The 26,264-nt window shown below is 46.4% G+C and carries 30 protein-coding genes; 7 read left to right on the forward strand and 23 right to left on the reverse strand.

The genetic code is table 11. The features are described 5' to 3' along the window. Nucleotides 1-61: 61 nt before the first annotated feature. Complete coding sequence (locus NYE68_RS17105; protein ID WP_007408704.1) at nucleotides 62-1,552, reverse strand: leucyl aminopeptidase; 1,491 nt, start codon at nucleotides 1,550-1,552, stop codon at nucleotides 62-64. Nucleotides 1,553-1,699: 147 nt separating this feature from the next. Between NYE68_RS17105 and NYE68_RS17110 the strand changes: the two genes are divergently transcribed. After that, nucleotides 1,700-2,176: a divergent PAP2 family protein gene (locus NYE68_RS17110; RefSeq protein WP_021495380.1), complete on the forward strand. Its 477-nt coding sequence runs from the start codon at nucleotides 1,700-1,702 to the stop codon at nucleotides 2,174-2,176. A gap of 29 nt (nucleotides 2,177-2,205) precedes the next feature. On the opposite strand, the gene NYE68_RS17115 is transcribed toward NYE68_RS17110, so the two are convergent. From NYE68_RS17115 to NYE68_RS17130, 4 genes are all read right to left on the reverse strand, one after another. Then, the gene (locus NYE68_RS17115; RefSeq protein ID WP_324636428.1) at nucleotides 2,206-2,847 is read right to left on the reverse strand and encodes a 3D domain-containing protein; all 642 of its coding nucleotides are present in this window, start codon (nucleotides 2,845-2,847) and stop codon (nucleotides 2,206-2,208) included. 100 nt (nucleotides 2,848-2,947) lie between these two features. Next, complete coding sequence (locus tag NYE68_RS17120) at nucleotides 2,948-3,268, reverse strand: YuiB family protein (protein WP_003151989.1); 321 nt, start codon at nucleotides 3,266-3,268, stop codon at nucleotides 2,948-2,950. Between the two features lie 68 nt (nucleotides 3,269-3,336). After that, nucleotides 3,337-3,462 (reverse strand): YuiA family protein, encoded by a 126-nt coding sequence (locus NYE68_RS17125; RefSeq protein ID WP_007408708.1) that lies wholly within the window; start codon nucleotides 3,460-3,462, stop codon nucleotides 3,337-3,339. A gap of 173 nt (nucleotides 3,463-3,635) precedes the next feature. Next, nucleotides 3,636-4,856 carry an NAD(P)/FAD-dependent oxidoreductase gene (locus NYE68_RS17130; RefSeq protein WP_033574903.1) on the reverse strand — a complete coding sequence of 407 codons (1,221 nt, stop codon included), beginning with the start codon at nucleotides 4,854-4,856 and terminating at the stop codon, nucleotides 3,636-3,638. A 311-nt stretch (nucleotides 4,857-5,167) separates the two neighbouring features. Between NYE68_RS17130 and yumC the strand changes: the two genes are divergently transcribed. Further along, nucleotides 5,168-6,163 carry a ferredoxin--NADP reductase 2 gene (gene yumC, locus NYE68_RS17135; RefSeq protein ID WP_003151984.1) on the forward strand — a complete coding sequence of 332 codons (996 nt, stop codon included), beginning with the start codon at nucleotides 5,168-5,170 and terminating at the stop codon, nucleotides 6,161-6,163. Between the two features lie 40 nt (nucleotides 6,164-6,203). Here the strand turns inward: yumC and NYE68_RS17140 are convergent, their stop codons facing one another. Beyond that, on the reverse strand, nucleotides 6,204-6,347 hold the full coding sequence (locus NYE68_RS17140) for a hypothetical protein (protein WP_003151982.1): 144 nt from the start codon (nucleotides 6,345-6,347) through the stop codon (nucleotides 6,204-6,206). 216 nt (nucleotides 6,348-6,563) lie between these two features. Here NYE68_RS17140 and guaC point away from each other — a divergent pair, with 216 nt between their 5' ends. Then, the gene (gene guaC / locus NYE68_RS17145; protein WP_064115949.1) at nucleotides 6,564-7,544 is read left to right on the forward strand and encodes a GMP reductase; all 981 of its coding nucleotides are present in this window, start codon (nucleotides 6,564-6,566) and stop codon (nucleotides 7,542-7,544) included. A gap of 60 nt (nucleotides 7,545-7,604) precedes the next feature. Here the strand turns inward: guaC and NYE68_RS17150 are convergent, their stop codons facing one another. The 7 genes from NYE68_RS17150 to NYE68_RS17180 all read right to left on the reverse strand — a co-directional run bounded on the left by NYE68_RS17150 (nucleotide 7,605) and on the right by NYE68_RS17180 (nucleotide 12,568). Next, nucleotides 7,605-7,826 (reverse strand): DUF5970 family protein, encoded by a 222-nt coding sequence (locus NYE68_RS17150; RefSeq protein WP_003151978.1) that lies wholly within the window; start codon nucleotides 7,824-7,826, stop codon nucleotides 7,605-7,607. A 16-nt stretch (nucleotides 7,827-7,842) separates the two neighbouring features. Further along, the gene (locus NYE68_RS17155) at nucleotides 7,843-8,370 is read right to left on the reverse strand and encodes a stage II sporulation protein M (RefSeq protein ID WP_015418130.1); all 528 of its coding nucleotides are present in this window, start codon (nucleotides 8,368-8,370) and stop codon (nucleotides 7,843-7,845) included. Beyond that, on the reverse strand, nucleotides 8,367-9,071 hold the full coding sequence (locus tag NYE68_RS17160; protein WP_015418131.1) for an ABC transporter ATP-binding protein: 705 nt from the start codon (nucleotides 9,069-9,071) through the stop codon (nucleotides 8,367-8,369). The genes NYE68_RS17155 and NYE68_RS17160 overlap by 4 nt, the downstream gene beginning before the upstream one ends. Further along, entirely contained in the window at nucleotides 9,064-10,719 is a 1,656-nt protein-coding gene (locus tag NYE68_RS17165; protein WP_324636427.1) for a hypothetical protein, read from the reverse strand. Before NYE68_RS17165 ends, NYE68_RS17160 begins: the two co-directional genes overlap by 8 nt. Nucleotides 10,720-10,801: 82 nt before the next feature. After that, nucleotides 10,802-11,137: an uberolysin/carnocyclin family circular bacteriocin gene (locus NYE68_RS17170; protein WP_003151973.1), complete on the reverse strand. Its 336-nt coding sequence runs from the start codon at nucleotides 11,135-11,137 to the stop codon at nucleotides 10,802-10,804. Between the two features lie 67 nt (nucleotides 11,138-11,204). Beyond that, nucleotides 11,205-11,777 carry a hypothetical protein gene (locus NYE68_RS17175; protein ID WP_007613520.1) on the reverse strand — a complete coding sequence of 191 codons (573 nt, stop codon included), beginning with the start codon at nucleotides 11,775-11,777 and terminating at the stop codon, nucleotides 11,205-11,207. A 263-nt stretch (nucleotides 11,778-12,040) separates the two neighbouring features. Continuing rightward, nucleotides 12,041-12,568: a GNAT family protein gene (locus NYE68_RS17180; protein ID WP_324636426.1), complete on the reverse strand. Its 528-nt coding sequence runs from the start codon at nucleotides 12,566-12,568 to the stop codon at nucleotides 12,041-12,043. A gap of 374 nt (nucleotides 12,569-12,942) precedes the next feature. On the opposite strand from NYE68_RS17180, the gene NYE68_RS17185 reads away from it, so the two are divergent. Further along, nucleotides 12,943-13,704, forward strand: coding sequence for an SDR family NAD(P)-dependent oxidoreductase (locus NYE68_RS17185; RefSeq protein ID WP_015418134.1), 762 nt, complete (start codon nucleotides 12,943-12,945; stop codon nucleotides 13,702-13,704). Between the two features lie 142 nt (nucleotides 13,705-13,846). Here the strand turns inward: NYE68_RS17185 and NYE68_RS17190 are convergent, their stop codons facing one another. The 4 genes from NYE68_RS17190 to NYE68_RS17205 form a co-directional block, all read right to left on the reverse strand. After that, nucleotides 13,847-14,209, reverse strand: coding sequence for an iron-sulfur cluster assembly accessory protein (locus NYE68_RS17190; RefSeq protein ID WP_003151967.1), 363 nt, complete (start codon nucleotides 14,207-14,209; stop codon nucleotides 13,847-13,849). Between the two features lie 78 nt (nucleotides 14,210-14,287). Then, on the reverse strand, nucleotides 14,288-15,142 hold the full coding sequence (gene dapF, locus NYE68_RS17195) for a diaminopimelate epimerase (protein ID WP_324636424.1): 855 nt from the start codon (nucleotides 15,140-15,142) through the stop codon (nucleotides 14,288-14,290). A gap of 123 nt (nucleotides 15,143-15,265) precedes the next feature. Next, nucleotides 15,266-16,483 carry a NupC/NupG family nucleoside CNT transporter gene (locus tag NYE68_RS17200; protein WP_053574118.1) on the reverse strand — a complete coding sequence of 406 codons (1,218 nt, stop codon included), beginning with the start codon at nucleotides 16,481-16,483 and terminating at the stop codon, nucleotides 15,266-15,268. 133 nt (nucleotides 16,484-16,616) lie between these two features. Then, nucleotides 16,617-16,853 carry a YuzB family protein gene (locus NYE68_RS17205; RefSeq protein ID WP_007408721.1) on the reverse strand — a complete coding sequence of 79 codons (237 nt, stop codon included), beginning with the start codon at nucleotides 16,851-16,853 and terminating at the stop codon, nucleotides 16,617-16,619. A 266-nt stretch (nucleotides 16,854-17,119) separates the two neighbouring features. On the opposite strand from NYE68_RS17205, the gene NYE68_RS17210 reads away from it, so the two are divergent. Further along, nucleotides 17,120-18,187, forward strand: coding sequence for an NAD(P)/FAD-dependent oxidoreductase (locus NYE68_RS17210; protein ID WP_324636423.1), 1,068 nt, complete (start codon nucleotides 17,120-17,122; stop codon nucleotides 18,185-18,187). Between the two features lie 37 nt (nucleotides 18,188-18,224). Here the strand turns inward: NYE68_RS17210 and NYE68_RS17215 are convergent, their stop codons facing one another. Beyond that, nucleotides 18,225-18,551 carry a YuzD family protein gene (locus NYE68_RS17215; protein WP_015240509.1) on the reverse strand — a complete coding sequence of 109 codons (327 nt, stop codon included), beginning with the start codon at nucleotides 18,549-18,551 and terminating at the stop codon, nucleotides 18,225-18,227. A 79-nt stretch (nucleotides 18,552-18,630) separates the two neighbouring features. Here NYE68_RS17215 and NYE68_RS17220 point away from each other — a divergent pair, with 79 nt between their 5' ends. Further along, entirely contained in the window at nucleotides 18,631-18,966 is a 336-nt protein-coding gene (locus tag NYE68_RS17220; RefSeq protein WP_169510385.1) for a NifU family protein, read from the forward strand. Between the two features lie 40 nt (nucleotides 18,967-19,006). Here the strand turns inward: NYE68_RS17220 and NYE68_RS17225 are convergent, their stop codons facing one another. From NYE68_RS17225 to yutH, 5 genes are all read right to left on the reverse strand, one after another. Beyond that, nucleotides 19,007-20,983 (reverse strand): S9 family peptidase, encoded by a 1,977-nt coding sequence (locus tag NYE68_RS17225; protein ID WP_324636422.1) that lies wholly within the window; start codon nucleotides 20,981-20,983, stop codon nucleotides 19,007-19,009. 102 nt (nucleotides 20,984-21,085) lie between these two features. Continuing rightward, entirely contained in the window at nucleotides 21,086-22,015 is a 930-nt protein-coding gene (gene thrB / locus NYE68_RS17230; protein ID WP_324636420.1) for a homoserine kinase, read from the reverse strand. Further along, the gene (thrC, locus tag NYE68_RS17235; RefSeq protein WP_227051428.1) at nucleotides 22,012-23,070 is read right to left on the reverse strand and encodes a threonine synthase; all 1,059 of its coding nucleotides are present in this window, start codon (nucleotides 23,068-23,070) and stop codon (nucleotides 22,012-22,014) included. Before thrC ends, thrB begins: the two co-directional genes overlap by 4 nt. Then, complete coding sequence (locus tag NYE68_RS17240; RefSeq protein ID WP_003151938.1) at nucleotides 23,070-24,371, reverse strand: homoserine dehydrogenase; 1,302 nt, start codon at nucleotides 24,369-24,371, stop codon at nucleotides 23,070-23,072. Before NYE68_RS17240 ends, thrC begins: the two co-directional genes overlap by 1 nt. A gap of 201 nt (nucleotides 24,372-24,572) precedes the next feature. Next, nucleotides 24,573-25,589: a spore coat putative kinase YutH gene (gene yutH, locus NYE68_RS17245; RefSeq protein ID WP_007613555.1), complete on the reverse strand. Its 1,017-nt coding sequence runs from the start codon at nucleotides 25,587-25,589 to the stop codon at nucleotides 24,573-24,575. A 154-nt stretch (nucleotides 25,590-25,743) separates the two neighbouring features. Between yutH and NYE68_RS17250 the strand changes: the two genes are divergently transcribed. Next, nucleotides 25,744-26,244, forward strand: a complete 501-nt coding sequence (locus NYE68_RS17250; RefSeq protein ID WP_003151934.1) for a phosphatidylglycerophosphatase A — start codon at nucleotides 25,744-25,746, stop codon at nucleotides 26,242-26,244. The last annotated feature ends 20 nt before the right edge of the window (nucleotides 26,245-26,264 follow it).

The raw sequence follows: 26,264 nt of genomic DNA on the forward strand, positions 1-26,264 counted from the left end.
TTTAGTCAACTAAAGATTTTGGAAATCAAAAAACCCGCTGCATCAAGGCAGCGGGATGCTGTTACCTTTCGGGCGTAAACCGCTCAGTCAAAACAGCCAACGTCCTTGCCATGACGCCTGTTGCGCCGGCAGGGCCGAAGCATGTCGCTTTATTCGCCGTTGCGGTTCCCGCAATATCGAGATGAACCCACGGCGTGTTTTCCGCGAATTCACCAATGAATGCCCCCGCCATAATCGCGTGGCCTTCTCTTCCCGGAGAATTGTTCAAATCAGCCATCTGACTGTTTCTCACCCGTTTTTTATCCTTTTCTGTAATCGGAAGCTGCCAGATCGGCTCGCCGGATTCTTTCGCCGATTCCGCCACCTGTTCATAAAACGCGGCGTGATTGGTCATGGCGCCCGTCATTTCGTTCCCTAAAGCAACAATGACACCGCCCGTTAACGTTGCGACGTCTACAAGGACAGAGGCTCCGTGCTGCTTGGCGTATGTGATGCCGTCGGCAAGCACGAGACGCCCTTCCGCATCGGTGTTCAGGATCTCAATGGTTTTTCCGCTGAGCGAAACGATGACATCATCCGGCTTCATCGCATCGGACGAAATCATGTTGTCCGTAGACGGTATGACGGCGAGCACGTTTTGTTCAGGCCGCAGTTCGCCGATAATCTCCATTGCCCCTAATACCGAGGCGGCCCCTCCCATATCGCTTTTCATGCCGACGATGCCGGTTTTCGGCTTAATTGAATATCCGCCCGTATCAAAGGTAATTCCTTTACCGACCAGGCCGATGACGTCTTCCCACTGATCTTTGCCCTGATACTTCAGAACGATCATTTTCGGCGGTTCGGATGAGCCCTTGTTAACGGCAAGCAGCCCGCCCATGCCGAGCTCTTCCATTTCATCTTTTTCTAAAATTTCACACTCGAAATCGTATTTTGCCGCCAGCTCAGCGGCATATGACGCCAAATCAGTGGCCGTCAGCATATTACCCGGCATATTCACAAGCGTGCGGGCTGAATTCGTCCCTTGGCCGTATGCCGCTCCGACGTTCAGGCCGGCCTGCACTTCCCTCAGGTCTTCTTCGGTCACGGCGCAGACTGATTTCAGTTCCTGATCCGGCTCATTTGATTTATGTTTATAATCCTGCACTTCGTAAACTGCAAGCAGACAGCTTTCTGAAAGCGCATGAGCGGCATCGGCGGCAGGCACTTCCCCGGAGACGAATGTATCGAGCAAAACGGATACTTCCTGCTTTTTATCTTGATGAACCTGCTGAAATACTCGTGCAAAGCATTCTTTCGTATCTTCAAACGAATAATCCGCTTCTCTTCCCAGGCCGATAAAATAAATACGTTTCATACCGGTCGCAGCCGGAGGGTATACTTTTGATACACGATTGCGTTTGGCGGACACATCACCATCCTTTAACAGCTGGGTCAGATGACCGTCCAATTTATCATCCAATTCCTTCGTAAATCCGTTCAGCGTGCTTTTTTGAAAAAGACCGATGACCAGTGTTTCGGGATGCCGCAGTTGATCAGATGCATAAAACATGAGTACACACTCCTTATGTGGGTATTTGTTATGTAAAGTGGTATAATGAAAAAACATTTTTCATTGATTTTATTTTACCAAACTAAGGGCGTTTTCTGCAGTTTTTCGATACGATCGGAATCAGCAGATACAGAAAGGATGTTGCATATGGATGTACTTATGAATTTTCCTTTACTGGCGAGTTTTGCCGCCATTATTTTTGCCCAAGTTGTAAAAGTGCCTATTCAATTTATCGTATCCAAAAAACTTGACTGGTCTCTTGTGACGAGCACCGGCGGCATGCCGAGCTCCCATTCCGCCGCCGTCACCGCGCTGTCAACCGGAGTCGCTTTGGAACAGGGACTGGACTCGCCCCTGTTTGCAGTCGCCGCGATTTTCGCCGTCATTACGATGTTCGACGCTACAGGTGTCAGGCGGCATGCGGGTGAACAGGCGACGGTCATTAATAAACTGGTCATCGACTTTAATCGGTTTGTCAGCGAAGCGAAGGACTTTCAGAAAGCGGAAGAGAAGGAAAAACAGAAGAAACTGAAAGAACTGCTCGGCCATCAGCCGATTGAAGTGTTCTTCGGCGGCGTCACCGGTATTGTGCTGACATTGATTTTAGATTATTTCTTTATGTAAAAAACGCTTCAGCGGATGCTGAAGCGTTTTTATTCTTTTACCGTTTTGTATTGATTTCTGAACACTTGCATCGACTTGGTTTCGTTCAGCTTTACAAGTTCGTCCTCGGTCACTGTGCCGTTCCCTTTTTTAATCATGTAGACATCAAGTGTTTTTTTGCCCCAATTGTTATAGACGTCCTTGACGGTGTCAAAGTAGAGGTCAAGGCGGCTTCCTTTAATTTTTGAGCCGGTATCGGCGACAACCCCGTATCCGTAATTCGGTATAAACAGAATCGTCCCGATCGGGAAAACAGACGGATCGGCCGCAACAGTTGAATATAAATCGCGTTTGACCTTCACGCCTGAATATGTAATTCCGTACTGCGGATGCCCGGGAGATTTTCCGGTAGATTCCGCTCCGGCGGTATAACCGGTGGCCGTCACCTTTTGTGACGGATAGCGGTCCCAGTCAAAAGCTTCTTCCAGCGGTTTTATCCTGCCTGATGCCTTCTTTTCCGGCTGATTCTGTAAGGATTGAAACGGAGTGCCGATGTTTTTCAAAACGGCGCCGCGATGTTCCGTCATCCAATTTGTCAGATCCTTTGCTTCAACACCGGTTATGGAAAAGTATGTCGCATGGCATGCGCCCAAAAAGAGCACGAACATGAATACGCGTCTGATTATCGTCAATCTGAAATCACTCTCCTCCGAGTCATTGTTCCCAACTCGGTGAGGTGCTATACAAAAAGCGCCGCGGCACAAAAAAAGCTTTCTCGAATAAGAAAGCGGCTTAAAACATTTGATATCCTCTTTTTCTGAGCGCCTTTATGGCAATGCCTGACATGATGGCTCCCGCCAGTCCGCCCGCCAAAATCACGACATCCGCAACCGCTAATGACATGATGCGCTGAAACAGGCTTTGAAAGGATTCCCCCGGCGCCTGCACGTAACTGATCATCTTTTTATTGCTGATAATGAAAAGGCATACAATCGGATAGACAACAGCCATAATCCACGACATTCTAAGCAGCATGTTCAACAGAAAGCCTATGCCGAAAAACAGTACAAAAAATAGTACAATTGAGATCAGGACAACCGGCAAACTAATCACAAACATCCACCCCCTACAGCACTTTCAGTGTACCTCGGGGGCGGTAAAAAAGTCAACGTCTGGAAAAATCAGCGTCTCTCTTTGCCGCTTCCCTGGCAGGAGGGACATGTTTCGGAGCCGCCAAGAAGCAATTGAAAATACCCTTTACCTGAGCAGAACGGACACGCCGCCGTGCTTTTTGCTGTCGTTTTCATGCGGATCACCCTTTTTCTTAATTTTCTGATAATATATCATATTTACTTGTCAAGCACCAAGTCAGAATATGTAACAAAATAACTCATGTAAGCGAAAACATTCATTTTTTTCTTTTACATTCTTTTGATAGCGCTCTTTTTTAAAAGAAGAGAAAACCCGCGGCCGCGGGTTTTCAGAAGAATTTAAACTTCCCTTTTTTCAGCGTCAGGCCCAGCCCGCCGATCATAAAGAGCGATCGGTTGTCAATGACCTTTTTCATAAAGGACGCCGGCGTGCCTTTGAGCTTCCTGCCGTATACGACTCCGACGGCGTTATGCTCACCGAGGGAGGCGACGGTTCCTTTAATGTCAGGCTTGAACTCTTCAAGCTGGCCTCCTTTAATCAAACCGCCCAGATTTTTGGCGACCGTTTCTCCTTGCTGCATCGCGATCTGAGCAGTCGGCGGGTACGGCCGTTCCGTCTCTTCATTGATAAAGAGCGAGCTGTCGCCGAGAATAAAAACATCATCATGACCCGGCGCCCGAAGATCAGGGTTGACCTTGACACGGCCGCGCATATTTTCAAAACCCGCTTCCTCCACGATCGGATGTCCGCGCACGCCCGCGGCCCAGACAACGGTCTGCGATTTGATTTCTTCCGGCTCTTCATCTTTCTTGCCGACTGTGACACCGTCTGCGCGGCATTCTTGAACCGCGGTGCCGATTTTAAATTCAACGCCTTTGCTCTCAAGGTATTGAACGGCGTATTCGACAAGCTCCGGATCAAATCCCGGCAAAACCGTCGGGGCGGCCTCGACACAGACGATCCGGACGAGACTTTCATCTATATCATAATATCTGCATAACTCCGGCTTGCGGTTCGCAAGTTCACCGAGAAATTCAATTCCCGTAAAGCCCGCTCCGCCGACAACGATGGTTAAGCGGTCAGGGCGTTTTTCGGCCTCCGTATTGTATGTCGCAAATTGGAGCTCAATATGGTCTTTCAGCTGGCGCGACGTATTAATATTCGCGATCGGAAAAGCGAATTCTTTTAAGCCTTTAATCCCGAATGTTTCAGGGACGGCGCCAAGCCCGATGACAAGATAATCATAAGGGATGTCCCCTTGTGAAAGCGTCACCTTTTTATTTTGCACATCTATCGCTTTTACGGTATCCTGCACAAATTTGACCCGTGATTCATTGATTACATCTTTTATTTGATATCTGCAGCGGTCATGATGCAGCGTTCCTGCGCTCGCTTCATGCATCCATGTCGTTTCATAATGATAATTGTGTTTATTGACCAAAGTAATGTCAGCGTCATTTGCCCCGATATGCTTCGGAAGCCTTGTTACTGTCATTAATCCACCATAACCTGCACCTAAAACCACGATTTTGGGTTTATTCAATGCCATCACATCCACCTTCTTTTTTTTGCTGTTAGACGCATAATCAAATCAACATTTGTATTAGCTTCAGCTTATTGGCGGGATTTTATGAAATGAAATATAAAATTTTTTAGAAAACCGCACATGTCTGCATATCACCATACTATCCGGAAGAATCAGAAAACATTCAGGAAAAAACAGATTGGAATTTGTCCCCATATTAGCGGCGGCCGCAACTTTTTTCAAGAATGAAGCGGCCGGGCGGTTTTCGGCACTCGTCATCCTTTTAAATTGTATGTTATAATTAATAACAATTTTCAATTAGGAGGCAATTTGGTATGCAAGAGGATTCAAAGGTTTATGATATTACGGTCATCGGCGGCGGCCCGGTCGGCCTGTTTACCGCTTTTTACGGGGGAATGAGACAGGCGAGCGTCAAAATCATCGAGAGCCTGCCTCAGCTTGGCGGCCAGCTCAGCGCGCTGTACCCTGAAAAATATATTTATGACGTAGCCGGATTCCCGAAAATCCGTGCCCAAGAGCTTGTGAACAACTTAAAAGAGCAAATGGCGAAGTTTGATCAGACCATCTGCTTAGAGCAGGCCGTTGAATCTGTTGAAAAACAGGCGGACGGTGTGTTTAAGCTTGTCACGAATTCAGAAACGCATTATTCAAAAACGGTTATTATCACCGCGGGAAACGGCGCATTTAAGCCGAGAAAGCTTGAACTGGAATCAGCGGAACAATATGAGGGCAAAAACCTGCACTACTTCATTGACGACCTCAATCAATTCGCAGGCAGACGCGTTGCCGTTCTGGGCGGCGGCGATTCCGCGGTTGACTGGGCGCTCATGCTTGAGCCGATCGCGAAAGAAGTCAGCATCATCCACCGCCGTGATAAATTCCGCGCGCATGAGCACAGTGTCGAAAACCTGCATAATTCTAAAGTCAACGTGTTGACACCGTTTGTTCCCGCTGAACTTGTCGGTGAAGACCGGATCGAACAGCTCGTTCTCGAAGAAGTGAAAGGCGACCGTAAAGAAATCATCGAAATTGATGACCTGATCGTAAACTACGGCTTTGTTTCTTCTCTCGGCCCGATTAAAAACTGGGGACTTGACATCGAGAAAAATTCCATCGTCGTTAAAAGCACGATGGAAACGAATATTGAAGGCTTCTTTGCCGCCGGAGATATCTGCACATATGAAGGCAAAGTCAAGCTGATCGCCAGCGGTTTCGGCGAAGCTCCGACAGCCGTGAACAACGCGAAGGCTTACATGGACCCGAAAGCGCGCGTCCAGCCTCTGCATTCTACAAGCATGTTTGAAAAATAATACAAAAAAGAGTCTGTGTCATACCGGCACAGACTCTTTTTTATTTAAACATCCAAATATAATTCATGACGGTTCCGACAACGAGCGCAATGACAAGCGCCGACACGACCCAAATCGTGCCTAAAATAATCCGGTCCTGAATTTTCTGGGCTTTCGGGCTGTGCCCGGGCTGTTTTTGTTCCACACCGGCCCCTCCCTTCTTTGCAAATCTATCTATCGTAACAAATGTCTTACAACACCCAATACTACTATGATAACCAAACTGCAAATGGATGACAAGCTGACCGCATATGAGGCGGCATGAAATCATTTGACATTCCTGACAAAACAAAGTACATTATAAAAAGACGAACATTTTAATTTAATTTAATTCTATTATTCGCTTTTAGGGGTGTTATATATGGAAAATGTATTTGATTACGAAGATATTCAGCTGATTCCTGCAAAATGTATTGTGGACAGCCGATCTGAATGTGATACATCAGTTACATTGGGCGGACACACATTTAAACTTCCGGTCGTGCCGGCCAACATGCAGACGATTATAGATGAAAACATCGCGGCCTGGCTCGCGGAAAACGGGTATTTTTATATCATGCACCGCTTCGATCCGGAAAAACGCCTGGCTTTTGTCCGGGATATGAAAGCGCGCAGACTGATTTCTTCCATCAGTGTCGGCGTAAAGGAAAATGATTATGAATTCATCCGGGAGCTGAAAGCACAGGAGCTTGTGCCGGATTATATTACCATTGATATCGCGCACGGCCATTCCAATGCCGTGATCAGCATGATCCAATTTATTAAAGAACATGTCCCGGAAAGCTTTGTCATCGCAGGGAATGTCGGGACGCCTGAAGCCGTAAGGGAGCTGGAACGCGCGGGCGCAGACGCGACAAAAGTGGGAATCGGCCCCGGGAAAGTCTGCATCACCAAAATTAAAACCGGCTTCGGAACCGGCGGATGGCAATTAGCCGCGCTTCGCTGGTGCGCAAAAGCGGCGAGCAAACCGATCATTGCTGACGGCGGCATCCGCACGCACGGCGATATCGCGAAGTCCATCCGTTTCGGCGCGTCTATGGTCATGATCGGATCATTATTCGCCGGCCACGAAGAATCACCGGGACAAACGATCGAAATCGACGGAAAGCTGTACAAAGAATATTTCGGCTCCGCTTCCGAATTTCAAAAAGGCGAAAAGAAAAACGTCGAAGGCAAAAAAATGCATGTCGAGCATAAAGGGTCTTTACAGGACACGCTGGTTGAAATGGAGCAGGATCTGCAATCTTCCATCTCTTACGCCGGCGGCAATACACTCGAAGCCATCCGCAATGTCGACTACGTGATCGTAAAAAACTCTATTTTCAACGGCGACAGATTTTAACACGCAGCAGGGCCGCTCAAAGATAAAAAAATGACATTCAATATGAATGTCATTTTTTTATTAAATACCGAAATAAAGAGCCGCACTGGCCAACAGATTAATCACAAAAATAAACAAAAAGATGTAACGAATGAATTTATTTTGCACCGGTGCAAATATAAAGAGATATAGTCCTGCCACCCCAAAAGTAAGAACAGGAAACAGCCACTCAAAGGATAAAGAAATGATATAACCGATAATCATAACAATCGGCACACCGATTAATGATAATTTACTTCTCATATGATTTCTGCCCCTTTTACTTAAAAATTGGTGTGATGTAAGCTTCAATAATGGCAGCGGCGATCAGCAGACAAATAATTATGAGCACCAATATTCCAATATGCCTGAACATTGAAGCCATTATCTTTTTTTCCTTAGAAAAACACAGCCTGATGACCAATTCAACGCCCTTAAAACCAATGGCGCCACTTAATAATAACGCGGGAACTTCAAATATACCATGAGGAATTAGCAGTAAAAAAATCTGATAAAAAGGAACCCCGCTATGCAGATTTTCTATAATAGAGCCGCTTAAAATAAACCCGTTGGTGAATAAATAAAAGATTGAGGTCAACCCAAAGGTAAAAAAACCCGCGGCTAAAAACAGACAAGCGATTGCATTGTTTTTCAGCAGTTCAACCGCGCCTGATGAGCCGTTGTAAGACGCGGTTGAAACAAAGTGATCGGAAAAAAACGCAGCGATCACACCGCCTGAAAAAAACAGCAATGATGCGGTTAACGGAATGGCGGACGTCCTGATTGCCGGCAACATGCGGTTCATCATGTATAGATACTCTCAGCCAATTTTTCAATCTCTTCTAATGAATGCTCGGATGACTGATACTCCGCCGCAAAAACGCCTTCATGTATAATACCGATCGTATCGCACAGCGAATGTGCCAGCTCCAGCAAGTGAGTCGATAACAGGACCGTATGTCCCTGTTTGACGTATTCCTTTAATAACGTCCGTATCGTTTTACCGCTGATTAAATCAATGCCCGTCAGCGGTTCGTCAAGAATTAATATCTTTGGCTGATGAATGAGGGCGGCCGCAATTGATAATTTTTGTTTCATCCCATGTGAATATGTTTTAATCAGCTGATTTCCGTCTTGAGCAAGCTTCAGCGTCTCTAACATATTCTTTATATACTCATTTGTCCGCTGAGACGGCACTTCAAACATCTCCGCTGTAAAACGCAGGTATTCGACTCCCGTTAAGTAATCATATAAAAAGGCATGGTCGGGCACAAAACCGATATCAGCCGATATTTGCCCCCCCTCTTCTGAATCCAGTTCCTTACCGTCAATCATGACGCTGCCTGAAGTCGGTTTAAGCAGGCCCGAAATGATTTTCAAAGTCGTTGTTTTCCCGACTCCATTAGTCCCCAGCAAAGCATAGATTGAACCTTTTTTCACCTCAAACGAAATATCTTTCAACACCTGTTTTTCACTATAGTTTTTTTGTATATTCACTAATTTAATCATTGTTCGCAAACCTTTCCGCCATATTGATTCTGCGAAGAAACAGAAACATGACTCCATAGTTTAATAGTGTGAACAGGACAAAAATACCTGATGCAGAATGAATAAGCATCATTTCAAGTTCCGGCTTTTTATAGATAAAATACGACGTGATCGCAGCGATTTGAAGCGACACAATGAAAATGAAAGATCCGTATAAGTTGTTATACGTCTTTGCTTTCCCCGCTTCTCCAATTTCGTACATATGCTCCCAGTTTTTCTTAGGATACAGGGCGGTGCTTGAAATCTGGACAAGACTGTATAAAAAACCCGAACATAAAAACACAATAAACAAGTAAATCGTCAGCGCAGCGGAATACGGAAAAAACACCGTAATCAAAATGGTGATGATGAACGAATAGATAAGAGCGGCGAGATTATAAATACATACTTTCGGAAACACCAGCTGCCACGCATGTTTGATATTCCGGTGAAACAGATGCTGATTTTTGATTTCCCCGTCAACTGATAATACTGTTTTGAGCGCATCTCCGACGAGCTGATACGAAAAGTTCGCAATGATAACCGCCGCAGACACGATGGCAGCTGCCGAATACCCGATAAAGTGATGCGACAGAAGCGGAATACAAAAACCTAAAAACAGCATGAACAAATACAGCATACTGCCGAAGTTCCTGATAAAAAACCCGTCAATCCTCGATAAAAACAGCAGATCCTTTTGAAAAACGGCATGAAATATTTTGTTATTTCTATATAATTTCAGCTTTGGCGCAAAATCTGCATTTGTCAAAAACATATAAGGAATAAGGTCCATTTTCTTCAGCGTGGCCGACCATAGTTTAAACATCCCCGCCGTTAAAAGGACGGCGGCCGCAAACACCGCAGCGAAAACGAGCACGGAATGTGAGCGGAATGCTAACCATACATACGGCGTATTCATGAGGATGTTCCGGAAAGCCGGTGACTCCGTAAAGCTTGAAATATCCTTTGCGGTATACTCCCCAAACACGAGAAGATAAACGGCATACCCGACTGCAAGCGGAACCAGCAGGCTGACGCTGAATAAAATGCCTTTCATGATTTTCAAGTAAAACAATTTGCTCCACATATTTGTAAGAAGATAAACAACATAAGAAAACAGCATAGATAAAAATAAATTGAGAAGAAAATAAACGAAGCCCAAGAAAAATACGATGACCGCCGCAGACCCGGTCATGCCTGCGCTTGATAAAAACAAAAAGACCGGAAAAACAAAAAGATACCATACGAAAATGGTTTTTTTGATCGCCTGGCCGGCAAAAACAGAAAACAGCTGTAAAAAACGAACCTTTTTTAATTGATGAATGACCTTGCGCGTATCCAGCAGAAAGGCATTGTGATGTTCTTTAAAGAAGCCGGCAGCCCAAAAAAGCTGCTCAAGTGAAACGGCGATTAAAACAAATTGCCCCCATGCGCTGAGGGGCAGCTGAATCAGTTTTGTCCCGAATACAACACCGCATCCCAGGAAAACGAGATATAAACATAACAGAGAAATAATAATGGCAGACAGCAGTTTGCTGTTGAGTTGAGGAATGCCCCAATCTTCCTTTCTTTTTCGAAACGATGACAGGGTATTATATTTGATAAGAGCCGCAATTTGTTTGACTATCATACTTTCAATCCTTACATATGTATTTGGGAGAGAGGCTCTTTTTGCAGCTTGTACAAAAAGAGCAATTATTTATTGATCGATTTTACCAAGCAGCTGCGTATTTTTTGCCGTATTTCTTAATCATTGTTTTTGCTGTTGCAACGATTGCATAAGAAATCGCGCCTGCGCCTGTAACGATACCGATAAGAGAAATGATAGAAGCAATTGTTGATGCCGCATCAATAATATCAATTGCTTTTTTAGCTGCTGCTGTAGAGATGCCGAGAGTAGAAGCTAATTCAGCATTGGCTGAGAATGCATGAGCCGCCGCCACGTTTAATTCAGTTCCCGTTAATAATAGTGCATAAACCAATGTTGCTGCAGCAAGAGCCGCGCCAAACAAAATGAAAGACTTTTTATTAGATTTTACTAAGTTCATCATAACATCTCCCTACTCTGTTTTTTTAATTTATAATAAAATTCAGCTTAATTGACTCTCTCCCGAGCTAAATTTTATCCGCCATAAAATAGTTTAAGAAAATAGTAAAGAGTTTTAGTAAAACAAAACATCCAGTCAAAATGATTCTCTTGCCTTTACTGAGATCGGTCAGTTTTCCCGCAGCAGCATAAAGAGCCGCGATTGATATGAGCAGAAATGGATCCAGCAGCTGCAGACTCAAGCTGGTGCCGCCGGCAGAATATATAAGCGAGGAATCAGCCGTTAAGTAGTTAACAACTGAAAGAATCAACATTTTAAATGCTGAGATTAAAGAAGTCAGCGTATATAGAAGCAAATATATTTTTTTCGGTTTTTTTGTACCGAGAATAAAAGCGGCAACGAATAACAGAAATCCGCCTATCAGAATTTCCACAAAAGTTGTGAAGATCATAAACCCTTGCAGAAACATGACAATCGTACGAACACTTTTCTCCCCGATATCGTAGGTACTTTCTCCGACGGAAGAATAATACGACTGCAGAACTTTATCTGAAATACTGAATTGGAAGAGTAATGAACAGATCAAAATGATGAAAAAAGAACTTAAAAATATTTTTTTATTGCTCAATTGACCTATCATATTATCATCCTTTTCTTACAAAATAAATTAACTATTCTATACTTTTACAATTTAGTTTAATCCTATCAAAAAATCAATATCCTTTCGAAAAATATGACTTTAGGACGTGTTGACAAAGAGCACATCTTTCAGAGTTTTTGGTGCTATGTACCCTTTATTTTTTTTTTTTTTGAATTTGCAAATAGTATGATTTACACAATTGATTTGAAGTTTTAGGAAGAACCTGTCGAAAGAGACGCAGGGTATAAAAAAGGAGGATATCGTCATGTATCCTCCGGATGTATGATCGCCAGCACCTGATGATCTTCCCATTTTCCATTTATTTTTACATTTTTTCTCGCAATGCCTTCTTTATGAAAGCCAGCTTTTTCGAGCACCCGGATTGACGCCTTATTGTGCGGCATGACTCCGGCTTCTATCCGATGCAGTTCGAGCTCATTGAATGCATAATCGACTGCCAGCTTAACAGCCTTCGTCGCATAGCCTTTTCCGTTATGTTCACCATCTAAAAAGTAACCGATGAAAGCGCTTTGGAGGGAACCCCGAACCACCTGAAAAAAACTGATCGTGCCAATCAGGGTCTGATCCTGAAGAAAAATGCCGAAGCTGTATTCAGTATCATTTTTCGCATTCTTCAGTGATTGTTCAATTCGTTTTTTCCGGCCTTCCAGCGTATAAAAATCCCCTTGTCTCGACATGGCAAACCGTTCAAAAAACATGCGGTTTTCCCTCTGCAAAACCAGTTCCTGCTCTGCATCATTCAAGCTGAGCGGCCTGATACCTTCCTGCATATGCATCGCCGTCCTTTTGTTTTGATCAGAAACGTTTTTTTAATTGCCTCTCACCCATGTGATACGGTACGCTTTATCGCATCAAGAAAATTCCAAGACTTTACGTTCCCCTTTCCTGTCGTGACCTATGTCTGATGTGAGTAACCGAAACGGAAGCACAAGGTTCTTTTGTTGACTTAAACCGTGCTTTAAGCCGTATCATCATATTGTGACAAGGAAAGAATAGTTTTGGCGGGTTTCCCGATATCTAAAAATCAATTTTACAGAATCACTGCTGTCTTATTTCATGCCTATTTGCGGGATGAATATATTGATTGGATCAAAGCTGAAATGTGACAAAGAAATGTAAAAACAATCGGAAAAGAGGAGTTAATATGAAACTGACGGGAAATACAATACTGATTACAGGCGGAAATGCCGGAATAGGATTGGCTTTCGCAGAACGGTTTTTAAAAGCGGGAAATAAAGTCATCGTGACCGGACGGCGTGAGCACGCTCTTCAAAAAGCAAAGGAAACATTCCCGGATCTTATTACATATGTCAGTGATTTGAGCATTCCATCTGAACGTATATCACTGTTTGATTGGGTGAAAGAAAATTATCCGGAAGTGAATGTGTTAGTAAACAACGCGGGGATTCAACAACGTTTTCATGTGCTGAAAGCGGATGCGAAGGACAATTGGGACTATTTCAATAAAGAAATCACAACGAACATTGAAGCTCCCTTCCACCTGTCTATGCTGTTCGCTCCGTTTTTTGCCGGAAAAGAAGATGCGGCTGTCATTAACGTCTCTTCGGGATTGGCTTTTACACCGCTTGCCATTGCACCGATCTATTCAGCAACGAAAGCGGCGCTTCATTCATTTACAATGAGTCTGAGACATCAGCTTTCTGATTCATCTGTAGAAGTGATTGAAGTTGCGCCTCCCGCGGTGAATACAGATTTAGGCGGAGCAGGGCTGCATACTCAAGGAGAACCGCTGGATGAATTCGCTGATGGGATTTTTAAAGGACTGAAAGAGGGCAAACAAGAAATCGGATATGGTTCTTCAGAAGAACGGCTGCGCATGTCACGGGATAAAGCCGATGAACATACGGCAAATATGTACCATGCGATGAAACATACAATCGAATAACCTCTTTGAAAAAGGAAAACCCGCTTCTGTTGAGCGGGTTTTGCTTTTATTAAACAGATAAACGCCTTCCTTAACAATGGTGCAAGCGCCACCGGAAAGAAAGACGTCATATTTTTTCATCCTAAGAATGGCGGGTTGACCCTTAGCACTCTTCCGGCGTACCGGCGTTTTTGGCCGTGCGGAAAGATGAACCGCAGCCGCAGGAAGCTATGGCATTCGGGTTGTCAATGGTGAAACCGCCGCCCATCATGGACTGTTTGAAGTCAATGATCGTGCCGGTCATAATATCAAGGCTTTCGCTGTCGACCAAAACGGTGATTCCGTGCTGTTCAAACATGCTGTCTTTTTCGCCTTTTTCGTGCTCAAATCCCATTCCGTAAGACAGGCCGCTGCAGCCGCCGCCTTTTACGCCCACACGGAGAAACGCGTTTTCTTCTTCATGCTCTTTCATCATATCTTTTATATGCAAAGCCGCTGCTTCAGTGATGGTTACTGGAACACTCATAGGTAGACCTCCTTTTTTTAAAAACGGATGCTGATATCTATTATAAACCTTGAGGAGAGTATTTCTCAAACGAGCTGTTTACAAATAATAGACGCCGCTGCATACGGTTTCGGCGGGGCCCGTCATCAGCACGTGCCCGTTGTCCTGCCAATTAATTACAAGGTCGCCTCCCGCTAAATGAACGGTGATATCCCGGTTTCGTTCGGAAACACCGTTCAATACGGATGCGACAGCCGCCGCACAGGCGCCTGTTCCGCAAGCCTGTGTAATGCCGGAGCCGCGTTCCCATACGCGGAAATGAAGTTCATCGGCGCTGACGGTTTCCACAAATTCGACATTGACGCCTTCCGGAAATCTCGGGTCTTTTTCAATGACGGGACCGAGCGTTGTAAGAGGCGCTTGATTGATATCCGCAACCGGAAAAACAATATGGGGGTTTCCCATTGATACGGCTGTTCCGGAAAGCTCCGTTTCTCCAAAAACAAAGGTTTCATCGATCGTCCGTTCATCTTCATTGCCGAGCATCGGCAGCTCTTTTTTGGTGAGGCGCGGTTCGCCCATATCAACGGCGACTTCACGCACAATCCCGTTGTCCTCTGTAATGTCTGCTTTCACTAGACCTGAAAGCGTCTCAATGAAAAAGGACGTTTCTTCTATCAGCTTATGTTCGTATGCGTACTTTGCCACACAGCGAAGGCCGTTGCCGCAATTTTTCCCTTCTGAGCCGTCATTATTAAAAATCCGCATTTTGACGGGCGCTTTTTCTGACGGACAGATGAGGATCATTCCGTCAGAGCCGATGCCCGTGTGAATACTGGACACTTTAACGGCAATCTCAGCCAGCCGTTCTTCCGGCAGCTGTTCTTCAAATTGATTTACATATATATAACTGTTTCCAAGACCGTGCATCTTGGTAAAACGGAATGAATTCATATCGGCCTCCAACTTTTTTTCTTTTACTTAGTATAAAAGCTCTTCTGCTCGGACACAATACAAATATCCCCCGTTTTTCATACATAAAAGCTCCCTGCATATGCAGGGAGCTTTTATCGTTTACTACATAAACATGCCGGCAATCGCCGCGCTGAGAAGGTTTGCGAGTGTTCCCGCAATAACCGCTCTTAATCCGAGGCGCGCAATGTCCGAACGGCGGCTTGGGGCCAAACCGCCCAGTGTGCCAAGCATAATCGCAATCGAAGAGAAGTTGGCAAATCCGCACAGCGCAAAGCTGATAATCGTAGACGTTTTTTTAGAAAAGTCCGCAATATGCGGACCGAAGTTTGAATAAGCGACAAACTCATTCAGCACAAGTTTCTGTCCGATATAGCTTCCCGCTCCGAGCGCTTCATGCCAAGGAACGCCGATTACAAATGCGATCGGTGAAAACACGTAACCGAGAATGGATTCTAATGTAATATGTTTGAAACCGAACCAGCCGCCGATTCCGCCGAGAATTCCGTTCACTACGGCGATGAGCGCGACAAACGCAAGCAGCATGGCGCCGACATTTAGAGCAATCTGAAGGCCCGTGGACGCGCCTTTTGCCGCTGCATCAATCACATTAGCGGCGCCTTCGCCTTCTTCGTCCATATTAAAATCGCCTTTTATCGTCTGCGTTTTTTCCGTTTCAGGTATTAAAATTTTTCCGAACACGAGACCGGCGGGAGCCGCCATAAAGCTGGCCGCCAGCAAGTATTCGATCGGAATGCCTAACAGGGCGTAACCGAAAAGCGTCGAACCCGCTACAGCCGAAAGGCCGCTCGTCATAATCGTAAACAGCTCGGAACGGGTCAATCCCGCAATCAGCGGTTTAATGGCAAGCGGTGATTCAGACTGTCCGACAAAAATATTCGCAGCCGCCGCAAGCGATTCCGTTCTGCTTGTCCCAAGAAGTTTTGACAGTCCGCCTCCGATGACGCGAAAGATGAGCTGCATGATTTTCAAGTGATACAAAACGGCAATCAGCGCTGAGAAAAAGATAATGACCGGCAGAACGCTCAGCGCAAAAGCCGGGCTGCTGCCCACTTTTAACAGCGGGCCAAAAATAAAGCTGATGCCTTCGTTCGCATAATCAATGAGAAGCTGCACACGGCTTGAGAACCATAAAAATACGGCCCGTCCGGCGTCCCACTTTAATACGATGAATCCGAAGGCCATTTGTAAACATAAACCGACAATGACGGTTCGCAGGTTAATTTTGCTTTTCTTCTCTGATAACAAAAAAGCAATGGCTAATATAGCAACTGCCCCGAGCAGCCCCCAAACGATATTCAATGAATCCACCTCTAAAATTTTATTTAAAAAAAGTCTTTATTAAGATAACAATATTTATTTTTGCTGTCTACAAATTTTTTATTTTGCCAAAACCCGGGCGCAATAAAAAAGAGACCCCGTTCGGAGCCTCTGATTAAAACATCGGATTTTCTTCTATGAATGTATATATGTTGTCAACCAGTTCAGCAGGCGTGCCTCCCGTGACCACTTCGCCGTTGACCAGGGCGAACAGGGACTCCATGCATTTCCCGCAATAGCTTAAACAGCCGTATTCAAGCACGTCCAAGTTCGGATCCTTCTCTAAGATCTCAAGTGCTTCCTGGGAACCGCGCGCTAAATTGCTGACACAGAATTCAATCATCGGATTCATGCGGTTTCACCTCACATATGTACCTTATCCTAACGGAATTTCCTCTATTCGTCAAAGATCCGGTTTCACGTTCAATGTTATCGTAACATATTAATTCAGGTTAAAGGTTTTACTATTACGTGTTTTCTGGTCAATTTGTAGGTTATTTTAAAACTATTATTGTGGTTTTAGATCAAATTCGATATAATTCTAGATGTTATTTTACATAGTTCGTTATTTTGTAACAACATTGACTACCATATTTTTCGGGCAAAAGGGGAATCATTATGAAAAAATTGGTCTTGATCGGCGGGGGGTACGGAAACATGCGGGTGCTGCACCGCTTACTGCCGAACCAGCTTCCGTCAGATATATCCATCACGCTGATTGACAGAAACCCGTATCACTGCTTAAAAACAGAATATTATGCGCTCGCCGCCGGCACGATTTCTGATCATCATATCAGGGTGTCTTTTCCTGAGCATCCGAATCTGGATGTTCAATACGGTGAGGTGGCTTCCGTCGACACGAAAAACAAACAGGTTCTGTTTCATGACCGCGAACCGATTTCTTACGATGACGCGGTGATCGGACTGGGCTGCGAGGATAAGTATCATAACGTGCCCGGCGCGCCGGAACATACTTACAGCATTCAGACCATTGATCAGTCACGCGAAGCCTATCAAAAGCTGAACAACCTCGGCGCCAATGCATCTGTCGCTATCGTCGGAGCGGGATTAAGCGGCGTGGAGCTTGCCAGTGAATTAAGAGAGAGCCGTGACGATCTGAAGATTATGTTATTTGACCGGGGCGACCTGATTTTATCAAGCTTTCCGAAAAGACTCAGCAAGTATGTTCAGAAATGGTTTGAAGAACACGGCGTCACCATTATCAATAATGCGAATATTACAAAAGTGGAAGACGGGATCGTTTATAATCATGATGAAGGAATACCGGCCGATGCCATCGTGTGGACGGCGGGAATTCAGCCGAATAAAGCCGTCAGAGAACTGGACGCTGAAAAAGATCCGCAAGGCCGCATCGTTTTAACACCGCATCACAACCTTCCGGGCGATGAGCATGTTTATGTCGTCGGTGATTGCGCGAGCCTGCCGCATGCGCCGAGCGCCCAGCTGGCTGAAGCGCAAGCGGAACAAATTGTGCAGATCCTCCTGAAACGCTGGAACAATGAAGCGCTGCCGGAAACAATGCCGCAATTTAAGCTGAAAGGCGTTCTCGGTTCACTCGGAAAAAAAGCGGGCTTCGGTCTTGTCAACGACCGTCCGCTCATCGGGCGTGTGCCCCGTTTATTAAAATCAGGCCTTTTATGGATGTACAAGCATCATAACGGCTGATAAGAAAAAAGCCGCTGATTGCGATCAGCGGCCATTTTTAAGAGCCCGCAACATAGCCGCGCTTTTCCATTTCTTCATATATATCTTTTAAATGCGGATTCCCTTCCCCCACAATGACATCCTCCACCAGCACGAGCGGATAGAAAAATTCATCGTTTCTGATGCGCTCCGCAAGCTCTTCTGTCTCCTTTTGCTGAGGCGGTGCGTCAATATCAATATACCGCATGTGAAAAGGCTGTTCCGGATATTTCCGTTGCAGCGCCGCCTCCAGCCATTCAAACGTATCTTTGGCGCTCGGCATATTCACGCAGCTTGCGCAAAGCGTTTCAGCGCCGTAAACACTGAGCGTAACCGGCTTTGTCATGTATATCATCCCCTTTACACCAGTATACAAAGGACGGGGCAGCTTTTGTATAAAAAACGGTTTTTATGTTCAAGTTTAAATATGCTATAATGGGGAAAGCAGCTTTGCAAACCAAACATTAGATTTTTACCGTTACTGTGAATATAATGGTTTTATGTATATGAAAGGAGCGAATCTCATGACTGAGGTTGAAATGAAAGAGCAAGTACAGGAAGTATTGGATAAATTACGTCCGTTTCTGCTTCGTGACGGCGGTGACTGTGAGCTTGTTGATGTAGACGAAGGCATTGTAAAGCTTCGCCTCCTTGGCGCATGCGGCAGCTGCCCAAGTTCAACGATTACGCTGAAAGCCGGAATCGAACGCGCCCTTCTTGAAGAAGTACCGGGTGTCGTTGAAGTAGAACAAGTATTTTAATCATAAAACCAGGCTGCATGACAGCCTGGTTTTTTATTTTTTACAAATAGTCATCAAACCATGAACAAATATAACGGATGCGTTTCATCCGCTGTTCCGGATGACCGCTTCTCGACAGCTCATGCGTGGCTTTCGGAAACCGGATGAACGACGTCGTTTTGTTCAGTTTCTTCAATGCGGTAAAGAGCTGCTCCGCCTGCTCTATCGGACAGCGGTCATCTCGCTCACCATGCAGGATCAAAAGCGGCGTCGAAACGCGGGACGCATATTTTACAGGAGAACGATCCCAAAGCTTATCCGCTTCCTCAAACAAATCATGTCCGAGCTGCCAGTCAGTAAAAAAGAAACCGATATCGCTGACACCGTGGAAGCTGAACCAATTTGAAATGGAGCGCTGCGTGACGGCTGCTTTAAAACGGCCGGTCTGCCCGACAATCCAATTCGTCATAAACCCTCCGTAGCTTCCGCCCGTCACACCGAGACGGCCGCTGTCAATAAACGGATACGCCTGAACGGCTTCATCCACCGCCTGCATGACATCACGGTAATCTCCGCCTCCGTAATCACCCCTGACACGATTGACAAAATCCTGCCCGTAGCCATGGCTTCCTCTCGGGTTGACATACACGACAGCATATCCTTGTGCGGCCAGCACTTGGAATTCGTGAAAATACGTATGGCCGTACATCATGTGAGGCCCGCCGTGTATGTATAGAATGAGCGGATAAGTTTGATCCTCTTCAAAAACGGCGGGCTTTAAAAACCAGCCGTTTACCGTCAGCCCGTCCTTTGTTTCATATTGCAGCTTTTCCGGCACGGATATGATGCGCTCCTCAATAAACCGATCATTGTCGGATGTCAATTGCTTCTCTTCCCCATCTTCGAGTGAAATGCTGTAAAGCTCGGAAGGCTGTGCGGGTTTGGCAATGACAGCGATACAGCTTTTCTGATCAGGATGAAAAGCAAAACCGTTCACGTACTCTTCTTCTAATCGGATCGGATAGACGAGGCCGTCAATCGAGATATAATAAATACCGGTGCTTCCCTGCTCGCTCCCGAGAACGTAAAAACCCTGCCCGTCGTTTGTCCATACAGGCCGGGGCGTCACCCCTCCTATGATTGAATCCGCAATCAGCGCATCGCTCAAATGAACATCCAGCATGTCGGTCAGGCAGGAGAGCCGCTCAGTTTTCACTTCGTACAGCCACGCTTTCTCTAAAGTCGCATTGCGAAATTCATTTTCATGGCCCAGCATCGCGATATAAGACCCGTCCGGTGAAAACACGCAGGAACCGAAAGAACCGCGGTGCGGCGTAATCTGCTTCAGGCTTCCGTCCGCCAGATTCATCAGATAGACATCGCTCGGCTTTCCGGCGTCACCCGGCTCGCATAAATTGGCGGTAAACGCAAGCTGCCTGCCATCCGGTGAAAAGGCCGCGCCATAATGATCCGCTTCATGATCCGTCAGCTGCCGAATCTCACCCGTTTCAAGATGAATCAGCACAAGCTGGGCCCAGCTTCCGTTCAGCAGGCCTTTCCCGTCACGTTTATATGTTAATGACTGAATATCAACCGGCTCATACTCGTCATGCTTCTTTTTTTCTTTCTCATCGGCGCGCTCCGCTGATGTCAGACTGACGGACACAAGCACGGATCTGCCGTCGGGCGCCCATATCGGATCTGATACGCCCCAAGGAATATCGGCCGCCTGCTCCGCCTCTCCGCCGGCAGCGTCGATGATGTACAGCTGAGGGATGCCGTTCTCCCTGTCAGAAACAAAGGCGAGGCGCCGTCCGTCAGGTGACCACCGCGGACTTGTATTTCTGTTGTCCCCGAAAGTCCACGGGTTTGAGATGCCGGATTCTGTGTCATATACCATAATGGCTGAGGAATAGGAATCACGCTTATGATTGACTGTTGTCCGGACGTAAGCGGCTCTTCTGCCGTCAGGGGCATATTGCGGGTCTGTCACGGATACGAGTGACGCAATGTCCTCCTCGGTTATGAGTTTTTTCAATCGTATCTCCTCCTTTTCTTTTTTATTTCGCTTCCCTAAATAAAAATCCTTCTCCAGAAAAAGAAAGCGTCCTTCTCTGATGGGAAGAACGCTTTTTTATCATTATACACTTTTCACCTGCTCTAAAGGATTCCGTTCAATTACGCTTCCTTCTGGCGGGACGGTAAGCGATGCAATCTCACAGTGGGGGAAATGCTCAGAAAGCTGTTTTCTCAGCTCTTCTCCCTTTCCTTTTTCAATCAGGACAAGAATCGTCGGTCCCGCTCCGCTCAGCGCCGTCCCGTAGGCGCCTTTCATTTCGGCCGCATGTTCCACCTTTGAAAGCTCAGGAACAAGCATGGCGCGGTACGGCTGATGGAGGATGTCTTTTCTCATCATTTTCCCGGCGAGCGCCCAGTCATTTGACATGATCGCAGCAACGAGAAGGTTGCTGACGGCGCTTGCTTTAACGGCGTGCCGGTACGGCAGCTCTTTCGGGAGCACGTCTCTTGCGTCCCTGGTCAGAACTTCATAAAACGGAATCACTGCCACAACGTCGATATTCGCTTCGGCAACACGCACGATATGTGTTTCATCTTCTTCGTGAAGGCCGATCACAAGCCCTCCTGCAAGGGAAGCAGCGGCATTATCAGGGTGTCCCTCTTCAAGACTCGCTAAGTGCAGTTTGTCGCTTTCCGACAGCTGCAGGCCGCATAACTCATCCGCAAGCTCAATGGCGGCGACGATAGCGGCCGCGCTGCTTCCGAGACCCCGTGCAAGGGGGATGTCACTCCACACTTTGACATGGGCGGGCGGCAGCTCTTTCTGATAGCGGTCAGCCGTCCGTTTGGCGACTTGGTAGATGAGGTTGTCCGTTCCTTGAGGGATGCCCGCGACAGTTTCGGTTTCCGCCGAGAACTGCCATTCATCGTTTCGGAAAACCGAAAGCTTCAAATATCTGCTGAGAGCCATCCCGACGGAATCAAACCCAGGTCCTAAGTTGGCGGTGCTTCCCGGAACCGTAATGGAAAACAGCATCTCCGCCTCATTCATACACGCGCCGCTCCATTTAAGTATTCCAGAATACTGTCCTCATCTGTCGGCAGTGTAATCGGTTTTATGTCAGATACGTCTACAGCCGTGTTCGGATCTTTCAGGCCGTTTCCGGTCAAAACTGCGACAACCTTGCTGCCTTTTGGAATTTCACCGGATTTTACCTGTTTCAAAACGCCGGCGATGGATGCACAGGAGCCCGGTTCGGCAAACACGCCTTCTTCACGGGCAATCAGCTGATAAGCGTGAAGAATTTCTTCATCTGTGACTTCATCAATTTTTCCGGCTGATTCTTCCGCAGCGAGCACCGCTTTGTCCCAGCTGGCAGGATTCCCGATTCGGATTGCCGTCGCAACGGTCTCTGGATTTTTAATGACTTCGCCGCGGACGATAGCCGCAGAACCTTCCGCCTCAAAACCGCGCATCTTCGGAAGTCCGGTGCCGTTTTTCTCATGATATTCTTTGAACCCTTTCCAGTAGGCCGTGATATTCCCCGCATTACCTACCGGGATCGCCAGAATGTCCGGCGCTCCGCCAAGCTGTTCGCATACTTCAAAGGCCGCTGTTTTTTGCCCTTCAATCCGGTAAGGGTTTACTGAATTCACTAATGCAATCGGTGATTTTTCGCAAATCGACCGGACGATGGCCAGCGCGTCGTCAAAGTTTCCGTCAATCGCGATGATTTGCGCACCGTACATGACGGCCTGCGCAAGTTTTCCGAAGGCGATTTTTCCGTCCGGGATGATGACGATGCATTTCATGCCGGCTCTCGCCGCGTATGCCGCAGCTGCCGCGGATGTGTTCCCTGTAGAGGCGCACATGATGGTATCATTGCCTTCTTCTTTCGCTTTGGCGACCGCCATGACCATGCCGCGGTCTTTAAAGGATCCCGTCGGATTAACGCCCTCTGTTTTCACATGCAGTTCAATTCCGAGCTTTTCGGAAAGTTTCGGCAGGTGAATCAGCGGTGTGTTGCCTTCATGCAATGTCAGGGCCGGCGTCTGATCCGTCACCGGCAGAAATTCTTTATATTGATGGATGAGTCCTTTCCACATTAGCTCCAACCGTTCCCTTCTACGCGATATGTGCTTTTTACTTCTTGTACGACTTCGAGGTCATTTAAGTTTTGCAGAATGTCACTGAAATCTTCTTCCGATGTATGATGCGTGACGATGACGATTTCCGCGAGGTCGTCATGGCCTTTGATCGGCAGCTGCAGAATTTTTTCAAAGCTGACGCCGCGCTCTGAGAAGGCCGATGTGATTTTTGAAAAAGAGCCGACCTGGTCTTTGACGTGAATTCTTAAAAACTGCTGGGCATAGATATCAGACGGCTGCTTCAGATTTCTTTCAAACTGCGGGGCGACAAAGCTGTTTCCGTTTACGCCGAGACGCATGTTTTTCATGACCGCGACCAGATCGGAAACGACCGATGTCGCAGTCGGCATGCTTCCGGCTCCGGGGCCGTAAAACATCGTTTCGCCGACGGCTTCTCCGTACACGTAAACGGCATTAAACTCGTTATGCACCGCAGAGAGCGGATGATGATCCGGGAGCAGTGTCGGCTGAACGCTGACTTCGATTTTATTGTCATCACGCTGGGCGATGCCGATCAGCTTCATCGTATAGCCGAGCCGTTTGCTGAAGCTGATGTCTTCATCCGTTATCCGGGAAATTCCTTTTACTTTGACATCGTCCAGATCGACATTCATAGAGAAGCCGAGACGGGCTAAAATCGCCATCTTGCGTGCGGCATCGAGCCCTTCTACATCGGCGGTCGGGTCCGCTTCCGCGAATCCGAGATCCTGCGCTTCCTTCAGCACTTCTTCATACGGGCTTTTTTCTTTAATCATTTTCGTTAAGATGAAGTTCGTCGTTCCGTTGACGATTCCCATCATTTTTGTGATCCGGTCAGAAGAAAGGCCTTCTTCGAGCGTGCGTAAAATCGGGATTCCGCCGGCGACACTCGCTTCATAATACAAGTCACAGCCATTTTCCTTTGCGGCGGCTAAAAGCTCTGACCCGTATACGGCGATCAGATCTTTATTTGCGGTCACAACATGTTTTTTCGCTTTCAAGGCATCAAGAAGATATTGCTTCGTCTGTTCGACACCGCCGATGACTTCAATAATCACGTCGACCTCAGGGTCATCGATCACATCATAGACTTCTGTCGTCAGCACTTCTTTCGGCAGATCTGCGTCTCGTTTTTTATCAATATCTTTAACTAGCACTTTTTTGATCGTCACCGGACAGCCGACCTGGTGCATAAGCTTATCCTGATGATCTTGTATAATTTTGACGACTCCGCTTCCCACGGTTCCCAGTCCTAACAGTCCAATACGAATCGCTTCCAAAGAGAAACTCCACCTTTCTTCCTTTTGTCCACTAGAAAAGGACAATTGTTAACCCTTCACAGACATTTAAGTTACAAATATTATATAAGCCCGCATTTGTTTTGACAAGCGGCTGAATATTGTTTCTACGGCTATGAAAACGCTTAACACATTGATATGACAAGATTCCCTATTTTCTAAATATTTTTACGTCATATTTTCTTACGAACTGATTCCTTTTCCGAGCCACGCCACAGGCGGGACAAAAACCTGCGCCGACCTGACATTCATCATGTTGTGACATGTCTGTAAAAACTGTTCATAGCGAGTGCAGTCGGCAAGAATGTAGTCAAGCTGCTCTTCGTAAAACTGTTTTTCAGAATCATGAGAAATGTAATAGCTCTCCACCGTCTCGAAGAAATGGAGCGGAAACAGCAGGCGGCTGTAAAACAGGCGTTTGGAAAAGGAGGATAACGGCGTAACTTGCTCATATTCCTGCAGAAACAAAAATCCATCTTTGAGCAGGTCGTCACGATGATACAAATATGTGCTGCGCATATATTCCGCAATATCACGGGCGGCATGGTCGAATACCCAATCGCCCGGAATGCGGATCAATGATTCCTCCGACCAGGTATCCCGTTCCATCCGCTGATGGCAGATTGTCCCCGAGTCTTCTGCGCCGGGATTGTCATCCAGCTCCGTATCCACTAAATATTGAATGGCGTTTTCCGCTAAGCCTGAATAATAAGGAAATGCTTCGATCATTTTCTTTTCGAACGGTTCAAGCGGAGACATATGAATTTTCTGCATCCAGAATGATTCCAGCTGATCCACCCGTTTTCCCCATAAGTCCTTCCATTGGCCGATCCTGCCCGCTTCTTTCACTTCGTACGGAAAACCCCGCCCTTTTCTGTGAAATTCGGCAAGCTCCCCTCCGACGGAAAACGACCGATTTGAGACGGGAATCGGCGCTTTTAAGAGCGCATACGTTTTGCCTTCGTCCTCAAAGGTCAGTTCTCCTTCCTTCGTAAAGATAAACACTGAAACGTATGGGTCACTTTGTTCTTGTAAATACTGACTCATGTAGTAAAGCTCCGTCAGCTCTGATTGCGAAAACCCGGAAACGGGAATTATAAGAAAGAAGGAATTAGGCGTCTGGAAGCATTGGTATTTCTGATAAACGGAAAGCTGTCTGACGTGGATGCCGTACTTTTCTTTAATGATGCTTTTCATCATAATCACCTGCCTGAAAAATTAGAGCTATTCACATCGTAGTCATACGCCGGCGGAATTATGAATACATATTGTAATCCTTTGAATCAAGTGGAGAAACATCGTACACATCGGAAGAGTGTTGTATAAACTAGTAAAAAAAGATTGGGTGAAGCAAATGTCAGAAAAGGAACAACTGAATCAGGTGGAAGCTGTCGCCAGGGCGCGTTTAAAAGAACGGGGGGTTGAGACGGACGATATTGCCGAGCTGGTGTATTTCCTTCAAAAAAAATATCATCCTGATTTGACGATGGAAGTATGCAGGCTCAATGTGGACCGTGTCATCGCAAAACGCGAGGTGCAAAACGCCATTTTAACGGGAATAGAATTAGATGTGCTCGCCGAACAAAAAAAGCTGTCTGAACCGCTTCAGACCATTCTGGCGATTGATGAAAGCCTGTATGGGGTTGACGAGGTGCTCGCCTTCTCTATCGTGAATATATACGGCTCGATCGGCTTTACGAATTACGGCTACATTGACAAAGAAAAACCCGGTATTCTCGGGCGGTTAAATGATAAATCTACTGGCGAATGCCATACGTTTCTTGATGATATCGTCGGCGCAATCGCAGCAGCGGCTTCAAGCCGGCTTGCTCACAGCGCCAGAAATACAGAATAAGGACGGCCGTCATGGCCGTC

It is taken from the genome of Bacillus sp. FSL R5-0447 (assembly GCF_038606125.1).
Lineage (GTDB): Bacteria > Bacillota > Bacilli > Bacillales > Bacillaceae > Bacillus > Bacillus velezensis.

Bases quoted from the DNA above. Each gene is read 5' to 3' on its own strand.
- NYE68_RS17130 (WP_033574903.1), bottom strand. From the start codon at position 4,856: ATGGCATTGAATAAACCCAAAATCGTGGTTTTAGGTGCAGGTTATGGT.
- dapF (WP_324636424.1), bottom strand. From the start codon at position 15,142: ATGAATTCATTCCGTTTTACCAAGATGCACGGTCTTGGAAACAGTTAT.
- NYE68_RS17125 (WP_007408708.1), bottom strand. From the start codon at position 3,462: ATGAAAACGACAGCAAAAAGCACGGCGGCGTGTCCGTTCTGCTCAGGT.
- NYE68_RS17150 (WP_003151978.1), bottom strand. From the start codon at position 7,826: ATGAGAAGTAAATTATCATTAATCGGTGTGCCGATTGTTATGATTATC.
- NYE68_RS17105 (WP_007408704.1), bottom strand. From the start codon at position 1,552: ATGTTTTATGCATCTGATCAACTGCGGCATCCCGAAACACTGGTCATC.
- thrC (WP_227051428.1), bottom strand. From the start codon at position 23,070: ATGTGGAAAGGACTCATCCATCAATATAAAGAATTTCTGCCGGTGACG.
- NYE68_RS17185 (WP_015418134.1), top strand. From the start codon at position 12,943: ATGAAACTGACGGGAAATACAATACTGATTACAGGCGGAAATGCCGGA.
- NYE68_RS17250 (WP_003151934.1), top strand. From the start codon at position 25,744: ATGTCAGAAAAGGAACAACTGAATCAGGTGGAAGCTGTCGCCAGGGCG.
- guaC (WP_064115949.1), top strand. From the start codon at position 6,564: ATGGAAAATGTATTTGATTACGAAGATATTCAGCTGATTCCTGCAAAA.
- NYE68_RS17110 (WP_021495380.1), top strand. From the start codon at position 1,700: ATGGATGTACTTATGAATTTTCCTTTACTGGCGAGTTTTGCCGCCATT.
- NYE68_RS17180 (WP_324636426.1), bottom strand. From the start codon at position 12,568: ATGCAGGAAGGTATCAGGCCGCTCAGCTTGAATGATGCAGAGCAGGAA.
- NYE68_RS17210 (WP_324636423.1), top strand. From the start codon at position 17,120: ATGAAAAAATTGGTCTTGATCGGCGGGGGGTACGGAAACATGCGGGTG.
- NYE68_RS17205 (WP_007408721.1), bottom strand. From the start codon at position 16,853: ATGAATCCGATGATTGAATTCTGTGTCAGCAATTTAGCGCGCGGTTCC.
- yutH (WP_007613555.1), bottom strand. From the start codon at position 25,589: ATGATGAAAAGCATCATTAAAGAAAAGTACGGCATCCACGTCAGACAG.
- NYE68_RS17160 (WP_015418131.1), bottom strand. From the start codon at position 9,071: ATGATTAAATTAGTGAATATACAAAAAAACTATAGTGAAAAACAGGTG.
- NYE68_RS17155 (WP_015418130.1), bottom strand. From the start codon at position 8,370: ATGATGAACCGCATGTTGCCGGCAATCAGGACGTCCGCCATTCCGTTA.
- yumC (WP_003151984.1), top strand. From the start codon at position 5,168: ATGCAAGAGGATTCAAAGGTTTATGATATTACGGTCATCGGCGGCGGC.
- NYE68_RS17190 (WP_003151967.1), bottom strand. From the start codon at position 14,209: ATGAGTGTTCCAGTAACCATCACTGAAGCAGCGGCTTTGCATATAAAA.
- NYE68_RS17165 (WP_324636427.1), bottom strand. From the start codon at position 10,719: ATGATAGTCAAACAAATTGCGGCTCTTATCAAATATAATACCCTGTCA.
- NYE68_RS17215 (WP_015240509.1), bottom strand. From the start codon at position 18,551: ATGACAAAGCCGGTTACGCTCAGTGTTTACGGCGCTGAAACGCTTTGC.
- thrB (WP_324636420.1), bottom strand. From the start codon at position 22,015: ATGAATGAGGCGGAGATGCTGTTTTCCATTACGGTTCCGGGAAGCACC.
- NYE68_RS17170 (WP_003151973.1), bottom strand. From the start codon at position 11,137: ATGAACTTAGTAAAATCTAATAAAAAGTCTTTCATTTTGTTTGGCGCG.
- NYE68_RS17175 (WP_007613520.1), bottom strand. From the start codon at position 11,777: ATGATAGGTCAATTGAGCAATAAAAAAATATTTTTAAGTTCTTTTTTC.